This is a genomic window from Photobacterium sanguinicancri (assembly GCF_024346675.1).
GTDB classification, from domain to species: domain Bacteria; phylum Pseudomonadota; class Gammaproteobacteria; order Enterobacterales; family Vibrionaceae; genus Photobacterium; species Photobacterium sanguinicancri.
The window spans coordinates 701,571-718,595 of the sequence record NZ_AP024850.1; the positions used below are offsets into that span (position 1 = coordinate 701,571).

15 protein-coding genes are annotated in these 17,025 nt (G+C 44.8%); 7 read left to right on the top strand and 8 right to left on the bottom strand.

Annotated elements, in window-relative coordinates; translation table 11 throughout:
• Entirely contained in the window at positions 1-1,269 is a 1,269-nt protein-coding gene (locus OCU87_RS03480; protein ID WP_261857843.1) for a TIGR03503 family protein, read from the top strand.
• An 83-nt stretch (positions 1,270-1,352) separates the two neighbouring features.
• On the opposite strand, the gene fadE is transcribed toward OCU87_RS03480, so the two are convergent.
• Positions 1,353-3,806: an acyl-CoA dehydrogenase FadE gene (gene fadE / locus OCU87_RS03485; protein WP_261857844.1), complete on the bottom strand. Its 2,454-nt coding sequence runs from the start codon at positions 3,804-3,806 to the stop codon at positions 1,353-1,355.
• A 485-nt stretch (positions 3,807-4,291) separates the two neighbouring features.
• Here fadE and dauA point away from each other — a divergent pair, with 485 nt between their 5' ends.
• The 3 genes from dauA to OCU87_RS03500 all read left to right on the top strand — a co-directional run bounded on the left by dauA (position 4,292) and on the right by OCU87_RS03500 (position 7,542).
• Positions 4,292-6,016: a C4-dicarboxylic acid transporter DauA gene (gene dauA / locus OCU87_RS03490; protein WP_094957571.1), complete on the top strand. Its 1,725-nt coding sequence runs from the start codon at positions 4,292-4,294 to the stop codon at positions 6,014-6,016.
• A gap of 62 nt (positions 6,017-6,078) precedes the next feature.
• Entirely contained in the window at positions 6,079-6,660 is a 582-nt protein-coding gene (gene lpcA / locus OCU87_RS03495) for a D-sedoheptulose 7-phosphate isomerase (RefSeq protein WP_062690704.1), read from the top strand.
• 96 nt (positions 6,661-6,756) lie between these two features.
• On the top strand, positions 6,757-7,542 hold the full coding sequence (locus tag OCU87_RS03500) for a class II glutamine amidotransferase (protein ID WP_094957570.1): 786 nt from the start codon (positions 6,757-6,759) through the stop codon (positions 7,540-7,542).
• A 78-nt stretch (positions 7,543-7,620) separates the two neighbouring features.
• On the opposite strand, the gene purN is transcribed toward OCU87_RS03500, so the two are convergent.
• Positions 7,621-8,265 (bottom strand): phosphoribosylglycinamide formyltransferase, encoded by a 645-nt coding sequence (gene purN, locus OCU87_RS03505; RefSeq protein WP_261857845.1) that lies wholly within the window; start codon positions 8,263-8,265, stop codon positions 7,621-7,623.
• Positions 8,266-8,277: 12 nt separating this feature from the next.
• Positions 8,278-9,318 carry a phosphoribosylformylglycinamidine cyclo-ligase gene (purM, locus tag OCU87_RS03510; RefSeq protein WP_062690707.1) on the bottom strand — a complete coding sequence of 347 codons (1,041 nt, stop codon included), beginning with the start codon at positions 9,316-9,318 and terminating at the stop codon, positions 8,278-8,280.
• 435 nt (positions 9,319-9,753) lie between these two features.
• On the opposite strand from purM, the gene upp reads away from it, so the two are divergent.
• The gene (gene upp / locus OCU87_RS03515; protein WP_062690708.1) at positions 9,754-10,380 is read left to right on the top strand and encodes a uracil phosphoribosyltransferase; all 627 of its coding nucleotides are present in this window, start codon (positions 9,754-9,756) and stop codon (positions 10,378-10,380) included.
• A gap of 182 nt (positions 10,381-10,562) precedes the next feature.
• Here the strand turns inward: upp and OCU87_RS03520 are convergent, their stop codons facing one another.
• Entirely contained in the window at positions 10,563-11,813 is a 1,251-nt protein-coding gene (locus OCU87_RS03520) for a uracil-xanthine permease family protein (protein ID WP_062690709.1), read from the bottom strand.
• Between the two features lie 328 nt (positions 11,814-12,141).
• Between OCU87_RS03520 and OCU87_RS03525 the strand changes: the two genes are divergently transcribed.
• A complete protein-coding gene (locus OCU87_RS03525) occupies positions 12,142-13,437 on the top strand; it encodes a DUF2066 domain-containing protein (RefSeq protein ID WP_261857846.1) in 1,296 nt (431 codons plus the stop codon).
• A gap of 100 nt (positions 13,438-13,537) precedes the next feature.
• On the opposite strand, the gene OCU87_RS03530 is transcribed toward OCU87_RS03525, so the two are convergent.
• The 4 genes from OCU87_RS03530 to bepA all read right to left on the bottom strand — a co-directional run bounded on the left by OCU87_RS03530 (position 13,538) and on the right by bepA (position 16,632).
• On the bottom strand, positions 13,538-13,963 hold the full coding sequence (locus OCU87_RS03530) for a DUF2069 domain-containing protein (RefSeq protein WP_062690710.1): 426 nt from the start codon (positions 13,961-13,963) through the stop codon (positions 13,538-13,540).
• Positions 13,964-14,066: 103 nt separating this feature from the next.
• Positions 14,067-14,645 (bottom strand): NAD(P)H:quinone oxidoreductase, encoded by a 579-nt coding sequence (gene wrbA / locus OCU87_RS03535; RefSeq protein ID WP_261857847.1) that lies wholly within the window; start codon positions 14,643-14,645, stop codon positions 14,067-14,069.
• Positions 14,645-14,995: an arsenate reductase (glutaredoxin) gene (gene arsC / locus OCU87_RS03540; RefSeq protein WP_062690711.1), complete on the bottom strand. Its 351-nt coding sequence runs from the start codon at positions 14,993-14,995 to the stop codon at positions 14,645-14,647. Before arsC ends, wrbA begins: the two co-directional genes overlap by 1 nt.
• Before the next feature lie 182 nt (positions 14,996-15,177).
• Positions 15,178-16,632 carry a beta-barrel assembly-enhancing protease gene (bepA, locus tag OCU87_RS03545; RefSeq protein WP_062690712.1) on the bottom strand — a complete coding sequence of 485 codons (1,455 nt, stop codon included), beginning with the start codon at positions 16,630-16,632 and terminating at the stop codon, positions 15,178-15,180.
• A gap of 159 nt (positions 16,633-16,791) precedes the next feature.
• Here bepA and OCU87_RS03550 point away from each other — a divergent pair, with 159 nt between their 5' ends.
• Positions 16,792-17,022 (top strand): sulfurtransferase TusA family protein, encoded by a 231-nt coding sequence (locus OCU87_RS03550; protein ID WP_062690713.1) that lies wholly within the window; start codon positions 16,792-16,794, stop codon positions 17,020-17,022.
• Positions 17,023-17,025 lie beyond the last annotated feature (3 nt).

Below are 17,025 nucleotides of genomic sequence, written 5' to 3' on the forward strand. Positions count from 1 at the left end.
ATGCCACGGTTATTGATATTAGTGATATTTTTGCCTCTATTTTCTTGGGCTCAAGAAAGTACGCAAATGTCATGGCTTGATAACCGTTTCCGTGTCGATCCTACTGTCGATCAAGTGTCTTTTATGGTCAAGCGCGATATAGAAAGTAACTCTGTCGTGATCGTTCGGCCTGATGGCACCAAATATTATGCGTGGCGTCACCCTGATAATGTGTCGTGGTATGAAGAAAAGGGTGTCGATATTATATCGATAGAAAACCCGATGCCCGGACCATGGCAAGCCGTTGGGCGAGTAACGCCCAAAAATAAAATAGATGTATTATCTAATCTTCGACTTGATATTGATGATCTGCCGTCTCGTTTGTATCAATCGGAAACCCTCAAATTTACCGCTCGTTTGCTTCAAGGTGACAAGTTACTGACTTCTAGAGATTTTCTTGATCGTGTGAAGCTTCAAGTTGAGTTGCTAGAGTATGTTGAAAATCCTGATTCTCTTCCTGAAAAATCCAGACCAAGCCCAATTATTCTGGGTGAGTTTGCCGATGATGGCATTGGTTTTGATGAATACCCTGGGGACGGTGTTTTTACTGTTGCGCTACCAATAGACATTCAACCGGGGAAATATCGAGTTCGAGTTTCGTCTCGTAACGGTATTTTTCTGCGTACATTTGAGCAGCAAGTGTTAATTTATCCACCGCCATTAACCGCTGATTTTATTCAAGGTCGTGATCAAATAGAGCCTCACCAGTTTGTGGTTACGCCGGAAATGGGCGCTGTTGTGCCTGGATCTTTAGCTGCCCATATTGAACAAATCGATCCCGAAGGCAAATCGACGATCACACAAGGTCATGCGACGGGCGAGCAAGAAGGCTTGAAAATCATTATCCCTAATCTTGGCGAACCGGGGCAGTATGGTTGGTCTGGTTGGTTATATGCGACAGACTTATTAAATAATCGTGAGTTGATCTTTGGATTACCTAAAAAACATTTTGCAATACAAGCAGAGCTGCAATTGGATCGAAACTTGGAAGATTTTCGTCATCAGCAGCAATTAAAAGCACAAGCAGAAGAAGATGCCCGTTTGGCTGTGGAGCAGGCGCAGGCTCGCTCTAAGGCGATGAAGGTGATTATTGGCAGTAATATTGCTTTGGTTATCTTAGTCGTAGCTGGTGGCTTTATATGGCGAAAATGGAAAACCAAAAAAGTGATCGCTCAAGCTTTAGATGAAGTTGAAAGTGATGATGCAGATGAAAGTGTTAAACCCGCATAATCTGATAATGAGAATAAAAGAAGGGAAGCCGAAGCTTCCCTTTTTTGATCGTGTTGTGTAACGACTTCTATGTCGGCTGAATGCTATGCGGCATTGCCCATAGGCTTGTCAGCTTGTAATGGAGCTGCTGCAAGTTCTTGTGGGTCAAAGTCATCGACGTTGATGGTACGGAGTCGACCGACTTCAGCTTTGCGTAGGAGATCTGCTTCTTGCTCGTTAATTGCATTCAGACTTAAACCGGTATCTGCTAGCTTATCAAGTTGCATAAATGGGTATTTTTTACCTGCAGCTTGGCAGACGCGATCATAGATCGGCTCAGCGGCTAGAATATCTTTCAGCGCTTGTTCCATCATACCCACGGCATTATTTTCTACCGCTTCGAGGAACTGACCTCGTCCTAAACGACTACGGCTTTCACAAGGCGTTTGTAAAATACGTGCTACTTTATGGTCTAGTTTATCCGTTGGCTTTTGGCGTCCAAGTCCCATAGGGAAGAGTACGATGCGCAGTAATCCCGCGACAGGGCGATTGGGGAAATTACGTAAGAATTGATCCAATGCTTGTTCTGTCTGGTAGAGCGAATCTTGCATGCCCCAATGTACTAGAGGTAGATCGTCTTTTTTCTCACCTTCTTCGCTAAAACGCTTCAGTGTGGCTGAAGAAAGATATAGCTGACTGAGTATGTCGCCTAGTCGTGCAGAGAGGCGCTCTTTACGTTTCAGTGAACCGCCCAACACAACCATGGATATATCAGCAAGTAGTGCGAGGTTGGCACTATAGCGGTTGAGCTGTTGATAATAACGGGCAGTTTCATCTTTACGCGGTGTATTAGAACCTCGCCCATCAGTCAGACCAAACCAGAAAGAACGGATGACGTTACTGATAACAAAGCCGACATGGCCAAAGAGCGATTGATCAAAATCGTTTAGCGCTTGTTCTTCGTTCTCGTTGTACGCCGCATTCATTTCTGCAAGGACATATGGGTGGCAACGGATAGCCCCTTGACCAAAGATAATCATCGAGCGAGTCAGGATGTTGGCACCTTCAACGGTCACGGCAATCGGGGCACCTTGATAGCCTCGAGCAAGGAAATTACTCGGCCCCATACAGATACCCTTACCGCCAGCGATATCCATTGCATCAATGACACTTTGTTGGCTGCGGTGGGTACAGTGGTATTTCACTATTGCAGAAATAACAGATGGTTTTTCACCAAGGTCGATCCCTGCAACAGTCAGACTGCTGGCTGCATCCATTACATAAGTATTACCGGCAATACGTGCTAACGGTTCTTCAATGCCTTCCATTTTACCGATAGGTAATTTGAATTGACGACGAATACGCGCATAGGCACCCGTTGCTAAAGCCGCTGTTTTTAACCCCCCTGTTGCATTTGATGGCAGAGTAATACCGCGGCCAACAGATAAACATTCGACCAACATACGCCAGCCTTGGCCTGCCATTTCTTGGCCACCAATGATGAAGCTAATTGGAACAAAGACTTTTTCACCTTGGGTTGGGCCATTTTGGAATGGCACATTCAGTGGGAAGTGACGACGACCAATTTTAACACCATGAATGTCCGTTGGAATGAGGGCACAGGTAATCCCTAAATCTTCTTCGTTTCCGAGGTGGTGCTCTGGGTCGAACAGCTTAAATGCCAGCCCAAGCACCGTCGCGACCGGCGCAAGGGTGATGTAACGTTTGTTCCACGTGAGTTCCATACCAAGTACTTCTTCGCCTTGCCACATCCCTTTTTTGACAATCCCAAAATCAGGAATAGAGCCTGCATCTGAACCAGCTTCTGGGCTTGTAAGCGCAAAACATGGAATTTCTTTACCTTCCGCAAGGCGAGGTAAGTAGTGGTTTTTCTGTTCTTCAGTTCCGTAGTGTTGCAATAGTTCACCAGGGCCCAAAGAGTTTGGAACGCCTACGGTTGAGGATAAGACACCTGATACACCGGTCAGTTTTTGCAGTACCAGCGATTGTGCGTAGGCTGAATAGTCTAAACCGCCATATTCTTTTTTGATGATCATGGCGAAGAACTTGTGATCTTTTAAGTATTGCCAGATCTCAGGTGGTAGATCGGCCAGCTCATGAGTGATTTGGTAGTCATTGGTCATGCGGCAGACTTCGTTGACTGGGCCGTCAAGAAATGCTTTTTCTTCTGCGCTTAGGCGGGGGGCCGGAATATCATGCATTTTGTTCCAGTCAGGTGCCCCACGAAATAAATCAGCTTCCCACCATACCGTACCCGCATCGATGGCTTCCTTTTCGGTGCGGGACATTTCTGGCATCACTTTTTTAAACATACCTAACGCAGGTTTGCTTAAGAGTTGTTTACGAACCGAGGTAATGTTTAGAGGGATAGCGATGGCTAAAAAGATTAACCAGCTAAATTGACCGGCCACATCGAGCACGGTGCCGATGGCTAGGCCTGCTGCAATAGCAAGCGTGAAGGTGCGTAGGTTCGCGCGATGGTAGGCGAGTAACCCGATTAAACCGATCAGACCGAGCAGGTACACAAAAGTGACCATGGTGATTCTCCTTAATCTTGGTGCGACTAATTTTAATTATGTTTGTCGTGTAGGTACGTTTTATGCTAGGTAAGAGGTCTTACCACTTGTGATAATTGTAAGTGTTTTTTTAACAAAATGTAAAATACTTTTCTGCTCTGAAAGTGAACAGTTACATAACCAGTTGTAGTTAAGGCCTTGCTATCACTGGGGTTGACTGAGATCAGTAAGATGCATTTTTGACCTTGCTAAAAAACCTAATAGGTCTAACATACGCATATCTTGTGATGTTGCTCACGTTCCTGAGTCGCTTGTTTTTTCGTCATATCCCCATGCTTCCTTGCTTAAGTGTGTTGATTGTTCGTTTAGCTACTCATCCTCAGTGACAATATCTACCTATATTTGTTGCCTTACCCGAACTCCGACTGACACATGCCCGCCGGAATCCCTCTCTCGGGTGGACAGCTATTTCTGTTGAATCTGTTGCTTAATTGCAGGAGCTCGTAGTGTTGTTATTTCATGCTTTACGCCAAGCGTGGGACGAAGGCTTTTCTTCTTCCAAAATTCGTGCTGATTTAATTGCGGGTATTACCGTCGGTGTTGTGGCTATTCCATTGGGGATGGCACTGGCAATCGCAGTCGGTGTTCCTCCGCAACACGGCCTATATACGGTTATTGTGGCAGGTTTATTGGCTGCATTATTTGGTGGTTCACGTTTTAATATTTCGGGACCAACCGCGGCGTTTGTCGTTATTTTATTGCCTATTACTCAACAGTACGGTTTATCCGGTTTAATGCTGGCGACGTTAATGTCGGGCATGATTCTGGTACTAATGGGGATCTTACGCTTAGGTCAGTTGGTTGCATATGTGCCATACCCTGTTACGACGGGCTTTACGGCGGGTATTGGCTTGGTGATTGCGTTTTTGCAGTTGAAAGATTTACTTGGTCTACATGTGGCAACGAACCCAGTACATTTTCCTGAGAAAGTGATGGCTTACGCGCAGGCGCTACCTTCAACAAACGGTGCGGATGCAGCTGTAGGTTTTGCTACGATTGCGATTTTTATTGGTTGGGCCAAACTAAAAACGCGTATTCCACCACACGTTGTAGCCTTACTGGCTGGTACTGTTATTGCCTTAGTTGTGAATAACATGACGGGGGCGCATGTTGGTTTATTGGGTGAAAAATTCCAATACCAGATTGGTGACTTAATTGGCCAAGGTATTCCTCAAGTATTACCACAATTTACCTTACCTTGGAGTGCTGATGGCATGAATTGGCAGCTGGTGGTTGATTTGTTACCAGCGGCATTCACTATCGCAATGCTAGGTTGTATTGAGTCTTTACTGTGTGCCGTTGTTGCCGATGGTATGACAGGTAAAAAGCATAATCCGGACGCTGAATTAGTAGGGCAGGGCATTGCGAATATGGTCGTGCCATTTTTTGGTGGTATTCCAGCAACAGCCGCTATTGCGCGTACTGCAACCAACATTCGTGCTGGTGCATTCTCGCCAGTTTCTGCCATTGTTCATGCATTGTTTGTGCTGACAGCGATGATTGTGCTGGCACCTGCGTTATCGTATATCCCGATGAGTGCATTAGCGGGTTTACTTATTATGGTTGCTTGGAATATGTCTGAAGCACCACATTTTGTACATACCTTAAAAGTTGCGCCACGCCGTGATGTTGCTGTGCTGCTAACATGCTTTAGCTTAACCGTCGTGTTCGACATGGTTGTTGCCGTTGTTGTGGGTTTACTGCTTGCTGGGGTGTTGTTTATTCATCGTATCGCTAGCTTAACAACTGTGTCAGTTGCTAAGTCTCATCCACACCTTGAGTTAGGTGATGATGTTGTGGTTTATGATATTAATGGCCCGCTCTTTTTTGCGGCTAGCGAAAAAGCCTTTGCGGTAATAGATAATGCGTTAACGGGCACTCGTGCTGTGGTCTTAGATTTTTCGGATGTGACGACCATAGATATTACGGCGATCCATGCATTAGAAAATGCAGTTGATCGTATTCGTGATTACCCTGTTTATTTCTATGGTGTTGCACCGCATGTCGGTACAAAACTGAGCAATGCAGGTGTTTTTGCGGGTGAAAATATTGCGTTAGTGGCGGATGTTGCATCATTACGTAAGCAATTAGCGCAAAACGCTGACAATGTCTCGGTTCAGGAGTCGACACCCTCGACTGTTTCTTTGTACACTGCTGATACTGGCGCGTAATAATGAAGGGTCGCGTGCGGCCCTATAGATGCGTGCATTAACGAATAATAAGAGAATAGCCTATGTACCAAGATCTAATTCGTGCAGAGCTAACCGAAGCTGCTGACGTACTGAACCACTTTTTAAGTGATGATAAAAACATGGCCGACATTGAAGCCGCTGCTAAGCTATTGGCTGCGTCATTCAAACAAGGTGGTAAAGTATTATCATGCGGTAATGGTGGCTCTCACTGCGATGCTATGCACTTTGCTGAAGAGTTGACAGGTCGCTACCGTGAGAACCGCCCAGGCTACCCTGGTATCGCGATTTCAGATCCAAGTCATCTATCGTGTGTAAGTAATGATTTTGGCTACGACTACGTATTCTCACGTTACCTTGAAGCTGTTGGCTCAAAGGGTGATGTGTTGTTTGGTCTATCAACATCAGGCAATTCAGGTAATATTTTAAAAGCGATTGAAGCTGCACATGCGAAAGGCATGAAAGTGATTGCGTTAACCGGTAAAGACGGCGGCAAAATGGCGGGTCTTGCCGATGTTGAAATTCGCGTACCACATTTTGGCTTTGCTGACCGAATTCAAGAAGTACATATTAAGATCATTCATATCTTAATCATGCTAGTTGAAAAGGAAATGGTTGCGGAATAACCCTTTTACTTGAGGTTAGTTGGCTGACCGAGTACAACTAACCTCGTGTGAAGAGTTCTTACGTTTAGCTTTTAAGAAAAAAGGGCATAAAGGAATATGTGTGAATTGCTTGGCATGAGCGCCAATGTGCCAACCGATATCTGCTTCAGCTTTACAGGCTTGATGCAGCGGGGTGGAAATACCGGCCCACATCGTGATGGTTGGGGAATTACGTTTTACGAAGGTAAAGGCTTTCGTACGTTTAAAGACCCGAATCCAAGCTGTAAATCACGTATTGCTGAATTGGTACAGGAATATCCAATAAAAAGCTGTGCTGTGGTCAGCCACATTCGTCAGGCGAATCGCGGTGGTGTGTGTTTAGAAAATACCCATCCATTTACGCGAGAGTTGTGGGGACGTTATTGGACATTTGCTCATAATGGGCAATTGACTGATTACCAGCTATTAGCAACGGGTCGTTTTCAGCCTGTCGGCGATACGGATAGTGAGATGGCTTTTTGTTGGTTACTTAATCAGCTTGAAGCGAAGTTTTCTCAACGCCCAACAGATCCTGATGAACTGTATGGCTTTATGGCAACGTGTTGCGATGAACTGCGTAAACTTGGGGTATATAATATGCTGCTAAGTGACGGGGATGATGTGGTGACATATTGCACCAATAACCTTCATTGGATTACCCGTCGAGCGCCATTTGGCCAAGCGTCATTGATTGATGAAGATGTCACGATAGATTTTAATCAAGAAACAACTCCGAATGATGTTGTGACCGTGATAGCTACTCAGCCACTCACGAATGATGAAAATTGGCATAAAATGGCCGTTGGTGAAATGAATGTATTCCACTTTGGTGAGCCGATTTTTAACCGAGTGGCATCAAAGTAAACGCGTTATTTGAATCATAAAAAAACGCAGTCAATGTAAATTGACTGCGTTTTTTATTATTTATCGTTCGAATGGATATTAATCGTCAGCAGCATAGCCATGCGAAGCTAAGGTATTACCGTCTAAAGAGGCTTGCCCATCGATCATTGCTAGGCGTTCATTGATAAACCAATGTGCGACTAATGGGTAGATGCGATGCTCTTGCTCTTGCACGCGTGAAAAAATATTGTCCACAGTGTCATCTGCAAAGATCGGCACTTTAGCTTGTAAAATCACAGGACCACCATCAAGCTCTTCAGTGACGAAGTGAACACTGGTACCGTGTTCCGTATCGCCTGCATCTAATGCACGCTGGTGGGTATGAAGCCCCGGATACTTAGGTAATAGCGAAGGATGAATGTTAATCATCTTCCCTTGATAGTGACGCACAAAGTCGCCACTTAGGATCCGCATAAAACCAGCAAGGATAATTAAATCAGGCTGATAGGCATCGATTTTTTCAATCATTGCCTTATCAAAGGTTTCTCTGTCACTAAAATTAGCCGCAGAGACATGTAAAGCATCGACATTAGCCTGTCGTGCTCGCTCTAAACCATAGGCGTCAGCTTTGTTTGATAGCACCGCGGCTACTTTTGCATTCGCGATGATACTATTTTCACAAGCATCTAAAATTGCCTGTAGGTTTGAGCCATTTCCTGAGATCAGGACAACGATATTTTTCATTGCCGTACTGCCTTACTTAATTTCTACTTGCTCTTCGCCAGCTTCAACATTTGCAATTTCACCCAGCAGCCAAGCGTTTTCGCCTTCAGCTGTTAGGATCTCGATTGCTTGTGCTGCTTGCTCTTGAGGTAGAGCGATAACAAGACCAACACCACAGTTAAAGGTACGGTACATTTCGTACGTTTCAACGTTACCTGCTTGCTGTAGCCAGTTGAAAATAGCAGGCCACTGCCAGCTTGAACCGTCAACAACTGCTTTTGTTCCTTCTGGTAGTACGCGTGGGATATTTTCCCAGAAACCACCACCAGTGATGTGTGAAATAGCGTGAACATCACAGCTTTCCATCATCTTAAGCGTAGATTTAACGTAGATTTTAGTTGGCGTTAGCAGGTGTTCTGCCAGTGACTTGCCTTCTAGTTCTTCGTTAAGGTCTGCATTTGAAACTTCGATGATCTTACGAATTAACGAGTAACCGTTAGAGTGTGGGCCACTTGAGCCAACTGCGATTAGCGCATCGCCAGCTTTTACTTTCGTACCATCGATAACTTCTGATTTCTCAGCAACACCCACACAGAAACCTGCAACGTCGTAGTCTTCGCCGTGGTACATGCCTGGCATTTCCGCCGTTTCACCACCAATCAAAGAACAACCTGATTGCACACAGCCTTCACCAATACCGGCAACAACTGCAGCTGCTGTATCGATATCAAGTTTACCTGTTGCATAGTAATCAAGGAAGAATAGAGGTTCTGCGCCTTGAACGATAAGGTCGTTCACACACATAGCAACAAGGTCAATACCAATGGTATCGTGTTGTTTCAGATCCATCGCAAGACGTAGTTTAGTCCCTACGCCATCGGTGCCTGATACCAATACTGGCTCTTTATATTTAGTCGGTAGGGAGCACAATGCCCCAAAACCACCAATACCGCCCATCACTTCAGGACGACGAGTGCGTTTAACCACACCTTTAATACGATCAACCAACGCATTACCTGCATCGATATCAACACCAGCATCTTTATAACTAAGAGAAGAATTATTGCCGCTCACAAGAGTTTCCTCACGGTATGTACACCAAACACATTAAATAATCGTACTGATTAGGCCATTATTTAATGGGGCTGAAGTAGAAATCGTGGGTATGATAACAGCAGTCGTGGCGGAAAGGGAAACGTTTGCGTCAATATTTTTGGTTTGCGAATTTCTCGTGAATATCGATGATATTTTAAGCGTAGCCCTGTGGTGAGCATTGGTGATGAAAAAACTGCGTAAGAGAATGGATGATCATTTATGTATAGCGTTTTAATTCTGCTGTGTCTGTTGATTCATTTTTTAGAGATATAAACCTTCCTGAGACAAACGTTTGCTTAAAGAAGCAACAAACACACAAAAAAAGCGTGTTTAAGTGAATGAGTCGCTAAAATTTAGGAAGGTATCGTGTACAATAGCGCGATTTTATATTTTTTTTGCTGTTAGGAGTCATAGATGAAAGTCGTTGAGGTTAAACACCCACTTGTTAAACATAAGATTGGCCTTATGCGTGAAGGTGATATCAGCACTAAGCGTTTCCGTGAATTAGCAACGGAAGTTGGTAGCTTGCTGACTTATGAAGCAACGGCAGACTTCGAGACGGAAAAAGTGACAATTGAAGGCTGGAACGGTCCAGTTGAAATTGATCAATTGAAAGGTAAAAAAGTAACAGTTGTGCCTATTCTTCGTGCGGGTCTTGGCATGATGGACGGCGTACTTGAGCATATGCCAAGTGCACGTATCAGCGTTGTCGGTATCTACCGTGATGAAGAAACACTAGAGCCAGTACCTTACTTCAACAAACTAGCATCAAACATTGATGAGCGTATCGCTCTTGTTGTTGATCCAATGCTAGCAACTGGCGGTTCTATGATTGCAACACTTGATCTTCTTAAAGAGCAAGGCTGTAAATCATTCAAAGTGCTTGTACTTGTTGCTGCGCCAGAAGGTATTGCTGCACTAGAAAAAGCACACCCAGATGTAGAGCTATATACTGCAGCTATCGATGAGAAGCTTAATGATAAAGGCTACATCGTACCTGGTCTTGGTGATGCAGGTGATAAAATCTTCGGCACTAAATAAGCCGAATTGATTTTACGCATAATAAAAAGCCGAACCTTGGTTCGGCTTTTTTGATCTTGTGATGTGCTCTGTCCCGAATTGTATTGGCACATTGAGGACGCAGTATGGCAACATCTTTTAGCTATGAAATAGACATAAAAACGGCAACCATAAGGTTGCCGTTTTTATTATTTGGCTAGCTGTTATTTCTCAATGCCATCAATCTGCGCATTATCAACAACGTGTGATTCACCCAGGTCATCTGGTAACACAAGGTTAAGCAAAATCGCGACGATACCGCATAGGCTGACACCTTGAAGGCTGAATTCGCCGATACCAAAAGCCATGCCACCAATACCAAATACCAGTGTTACCGCTACAATCACAAGGTTACGTGCCTTGTGTAGGTCTACTTGGTTTTTAATCAGAGTATTTAGGCCTACTGTTGCGATTGAACCAAACAGCAAAATCATAATGCCGCCCATTACAGGAACTGGAATGGTTTGTAGTACAGCGCCAAGCTTACCAACAAATGCCAATACAAGTGCTGTTACAGCGGCCCATGTCATGATGATAGGGTTAAAAGCTTTGGTTAGCATTACTGCACCGGTGACTTCTGAGTAAGTTGTATTCGGTGGCGCGCCAAACATCGATGCTGCAATTGTTGCGATGCCGTCACCCGCCATAGTACGGTGTAGACCCGGCTTTTTAAGGTAGTCTTTACCGGTGACATTTGAGATTGCCAACATGTCACCCACATGCTCAACCGCAGGTGCGATCGCAACTGGAATCATGAATAGCACTGCATTGATGTTGAATTCAGGGTAAGTGAAGTTAGGCATTGCTAACCAACTTGCTTGTACCACAGGCGTAAAGTCGACCACACCAAAAGCAAGGCTGACACAGTAACCCGTAACAACACCCGCCATGATAGGTACGAGTTTAAAGAAGCCTTTGGCAAATACGCTGAATGTGATTGTTGTAAGTAATGAGGCGGCAGAAATCCAAATCGCCGCATCACCGTTAACCAGTTGGATGCCACCGTCCCCACTTTTACCAACAGCCATGTTGACTGCAGCTGGTGCCAGACCTAAGCCTATTACCATGATAACTGGGCCAACAACGACCGGCGGCAGTAATTTATGGATGATTCCGACGCCGCGAACTTTGATCACAACGCCCATGAGTACGTATACAACCCCTGCCATCATTAGGCCACCCATGGTGCTGGCTACGCCCCAAGTTTGGATGCCGTACATAATAGGAGCAATAAAAGCGAAAGATGAAGCGAGGAAGATAGGAACAGAACGTTTGGTGATCACTTGGAAAAGAAGGGTACCTATACCTGCACCAAATAGGGCAACATTGGGGTCGAGGCCAGTTAGTAACGGAACCAGCACTAATGCACCGAATGCGACAAATAACATTTGTGCACCTTGGAGAACCTGCATCATTTTTTTATCCACCTTGTCAAAATTTGGTCTTCTAAAAATAAAATCGCGCAATCCTATCACAGTGGCAAACGATTACCTATGCTTTGAAATAGAGTTTTTTCTATCACTGATATGGATACATCCCTTTTGTACGGAGCATCACTAATTCCTGTAAGCGATGCGATATTTCACTTTGGTTTTGCGGGTACCACAGACTTTTTGCTGAGGAATGGCAGATCTGAAGGCGGAAAAATATAAAAACATGAAGATTGACTAAAATCTGTCACGATATCGGGGCTAAGAGGTTGCTGCTGATAGGCAAATCACCTTATGATCGGAATATATCTAAATGATGAATGAGTTTTCTATGCTGCGTTTTGCTTTTTTTATGTTGGCGTTATTGGCGTTGCCTTTGAATGCCGCCACAGTGAATAACTTATATCAGGCTCAGGTTGTATTACCAGACACTGATAAGCAATCAGAACAAACCGCGCGTCAGCAAGGCCTTGAGCAAGTGCTGGTGAAAGTGTCTGGTCAGAGTCAGGTGGTCGATAACGAGGTTATTCGCAAGGCGTTATCAAGCTCAAGCCAATACATTAGTCAATTCGGTGTTGGATCGCTAAATGGTCAACAAACCTTAGATATGACTTTTGATCGGGTGCAAGTTCATAACTTATTAGCTCAAGCCAATGCAACCGTATGGAGCGATCAGCGTCCTGCCGTTTTAGTTTGGTTAGTAAAAGAGAATAACCGTGAACGCGAAATTGTATGGGATCAGACAAGCAACCCACTGCAAACGGAAATGAATACCGCAGCTAATCAGCGTGGTGTACCAGTATTGATGCCTATTGGTGATTTTGAAGATATTACCGCCGTCACAGTACCTGATTTATGGGGTGGTTTTGTTGAGCCTGTTGCAAATGCGAGTTTACGTTATAACCCTGAAGCAATTTTGATTGTACGAGCACGTGAAGATGGCAGTAATGTCTCGCTTTCTTGGCAGCTTTTTGAGCAGTCGGCTGATCGCTTGGTTGCATCACAAGTTGCGCCTAAAGAAGGTCGTGCGAGTGGTGAGTTAGCGGTTGCAACACGCGAAATGGTTAATCAGATTGCCGATCAGTTGGCTGCAAAATATGCCGTGCAACTGGGGGGCGAAAGCCGAGGCCTATTCACCATTAGTGTGGCGAATATTCAAACGACAGAAGATTTCTTTACACTTGAGCGCATGTTAACAAGTTTAAGCTCAGTTGCTTCGGTAGATGTGCAACGTTTACATGGTGATAAGGCGATGTTTGGTGTAAACCTGTTAACGACTGAAGATGCGTTTAAGCGCGAACTGTTGTTGGATCGTCGTATGACTCCGCTTTCTGAAAATAGCTATACAGGACAAGATTTAGTTGAGAGTGATAGCAATATTAATGTTGTTAATCAGGAGCAGAGTATTAGTGATACTGATGTCTCGCGTTCAGAGCAAGACGTAACGACCAATACCGTGATCGTCGGTGATGGTGTGGTATCACCTGAAAAAACGACAGCTCCAGAAGATTCGACATTAACGGAAGGGAGTGTAACCCAGCCGCGTTCATCTGATGTTGTGATGCCATCTGAGGTTGCTGTAGAAAATCAGTTCTATTGGCAGCCTTAACTGTACCAAGCGGCGACTGAATCCGACGCGTTAGATATAAAAACGGCTGCAGATGATGCAGCCGTTTTTTTTAGCGTTGTTAAATGGCATTTATTGCCACTTATTTGTCTTGATGCCTTGCGTGCTCTTCTTTTTCGACTTGAGAAAGGCGTGGCAGTTTCGTTCCTAGTTCCCGCCCTCTTTGACGGGCAAATACGATATTGCCGATGAATGCACACGATGTAATGCCAAGCTCTACTGCTGCTAACCAACGTTCTGCAGGCTCTATCCATAAAATGGTGAGTGCATGCAGGAAGTAGAACATCAAAATGAAATTAGCCCACGCATGAGTGTAGGGCTTTGCCTCGAGTATTCCTTTTAAAGGTAATAGCAGCGGAAATACCCACATGAGCATAATGATGATGTTATTGAGGTGAGGGTGCGGCGAGATAACGCCCTGCCATAACGCGACCCACAGTAATAAGCTTAAGTTACTGGTTAACGCAAAATAGCGTAGATTCTGAGTTAAAGGTTGCATTGCTACCATAAACACCTTCCTTGCGAGTGTTTGTTTTCCATCTTGGCTTTAAGCTCCGTTACCACGCTCTCGAATTGTTTTCGTGTCCGAGAGATTCCAGTAAAGGAAAAACTTAGTCAGCGAGTTTTTTAGCTGTTTGTGCAAGACGCTTTCCTAGCGCCTGTGCCAGTAACATTTCATCCTGATGTAACCCATTACCATTATTTAGGTGAGAAGCCCCATAAGGTGTACCGCCATGCTCCGTAGTGTGGAGTTGTGGTTCAGAATAAGGAATGCCAACGATGAGCATCCCGTGATGGAGCAATGGCAGCATCATGGATTGTAACGTGGTCTCTTGCCCACCATGCATAGACGATGATGAGGTAAAAAGACTTGCAGGCTTACCAATTAACGCCCCTGATAGCCACTGCGCGCTGGTGGAATCAATAAAGTGCTTGAGTGGCGCAGCCATGTTACCAAACCGAACTGGGCTCCCTAATGCTAAGCCGCAGCAAGTTTGTAAATCGTGGTGATTAACCCAAGGATCGCCATCAACTGGGGGCTGCGTTTGCAGCCCTTGCTCATTAATGTCTGGCACCGTTCTTAATACCGCTTCGCAGCCATCAACTTGTTCGATGCCACGGGCTATCTGACGCGCTAATTGTCGCGTACTGCCATGACGGCTGTAATACAGCACTAATATTGAATGCATTAAAGAATATCCAATACTTGCTCTGGTGGGCGACCTAGTGCGGCTTTATTGCCATTGACAACAATTGGACGCTCGATAAGTTTCGGGTTTTCTGCCATTGCAGTAAAAAGTTGCGCTTCAGTAATAGCGTCATCACCCAATGCTAATTCTTTATAAATAGCTTCTTTGGTGCGCATCATTTGGCGTGCCGAATCAAACCCAAGTTGCTTTAGTAGGGTTTCAAGTTCCGCAATGCTTGGTGTTTGATCTAAGTATTTGATGATGGTTGGTGTAATGCCTTTCTCTTCAAGTAGCGCTAATGTTTCACGGCTCTTTGAACAGCGAGGATTGTGATAGATCGAAATAGACATGGTTTCTCCATTTTTAGTTTTGATCCTCCCTGGTAACGTGTTGAGCGCGTAGGGAGTGATGCTTCATTGTAAGGGAATAAAGCGGTATTGAAAGGCGTGTATCAGTGGCTTTGCTATCGCGATCACGCGAGATCGGTTATCGCGATAGCTTGTATCAGGTGTTGTGAGGATCTTATGCGTATTTACAGTGCTGCAAACTTTTCACGAGATAAGCGAAGTTGGTCGATCCGAGCATCGTAACGCGCTTGGTCGAGTGAATTTATCTCAACTAATTGACTGGCCTGGATATAGTTTTTTATGGCTTTATCCCACAACCCACGCAGTGCGAGCAATTCAGCTCGGGCTGCTAGTTCAGCTGCTCGATTTCCTTTTTCCCCTTGTGCTTGGGCAAGCATGTACCAGCCATTGGTATCTTTCGGGTTATCGTAGGTATAACGCAATAACATCGATAAGCTGTCATCGACTTTCCCTGCTTCTTGGTAGGTATGGGCAAGGTTTAAGCGTAATACTTTTTGCTCTGGACTTTGCTTTAAAGCACTCTGTAAGCGAGTAATTGCGGATTCATATTTTTTTTCGCCAATGTCTAAATCGGTTGCGGAATCAATGAAGAAACGATTGTTTGGTTCAGCGGCCAGTAACGGATCGAGTAAGGCATGGGCTTGTTCATATTTACCCGTATCTATCAGTACTAAGGCTTTACCATAGTTCAGCGCGATTTTTTGTTGGCCTCTGGCCTTTTTCAGCTTACGGTCAAACCAATCTAATGCCGCGTCGCTTTCCAACCCAGCAAAACGCGCCACAATACGTGAGCGAGCCAGTAGATAACGATCTGATGGTTCTACCCGACGTGCCGGATATTGACTTGCTCGGTTACGGGTATCTGAAATACGATCTTCCGGTAAGGGGTGAGTCAGCAGCATCGCTGGAGGTTTGCTTGCATAACGATATTGATCGGCTAGGCGACCAAAAAAACGTGGCATTGCTTGTACTTCAAAGCCTGATTTAGCCAAAGTAGCAATACCGATGCGATCTGCTTCTTTTTCGTTACTGCGGGTGTAGTTGATTTGCCCTTGGACTGAAGCGGCTGTTGTTGCGTGCAGTGCAGCCATCCCAGCTTCTGGTGAGGCAATGGCAAGCATAAGAGACCCTATCATTGCGGCCATAGTCGCAGGTGATTTTTTGGCTTGATCTTCCATACTACGCGCTAAATGACGTTGGGTGATGTGTGCGATTTCGTGCGCCACAACAGAGGCAAATTCACTTTCTGATTTGGCATATAAAAATAAGCCACTGTGAAGTGCCACATAGCCACCAAAGAAGGCAAAGGCGTTGATTTCACGATTTTGGATCAGGAAAAAGTTGAATGGGGTACGGACATCATTTGCGTTAGCCACTAGGCGGTGGCCTAAATCTTGGACGTAATCGGCCAAAAGAGGATCGCTGATGATAGGTCGACTTGCACGCAGCATTCGCATGTAAGCATCACCATATTCCAGTTCTTTTTCTATTGTAAGGGTTGAAGCCGCAGTGGTACCAATTTCTGGTAAGCTGTTAAAAGTCTCAGCATGAATAGGCAAACTGCTACTCAATAATGCTGTGATCAGTAAATAAGCTGGGGCTTTCTTCAATCGGGACATAGAAATAATACAATCGCCTTTGGTCTGAATTGTTGGGTCCTAGCCCGGAAAAACAGGGACTATTAGCAATAAGACAATAGAACACCGTACAGGTTTCTTTTTTGTCGAGCAGATGTCATTTACAATGCGTAAATGGATAATAACTGTCAGCACACTGGAATGGAAACGCAATTGCTTAATTTAATGACTGAGCGCTGCCCTATGGCACTATTATTAGCCAAAAGGGCTGTTAACGCGTTGAGTTTGGGACAAAAGCTGGAGATTCATGTTTCTGATTCAGGCGCGAGACAAGATATTCCCCGATACTTAATCAATCATGGTTATGCTATTGAAATTCAGAATGACTCGGCGCAGTCATTGATTCTTTTTGTCACCAAAATGCAAAAATAGAGA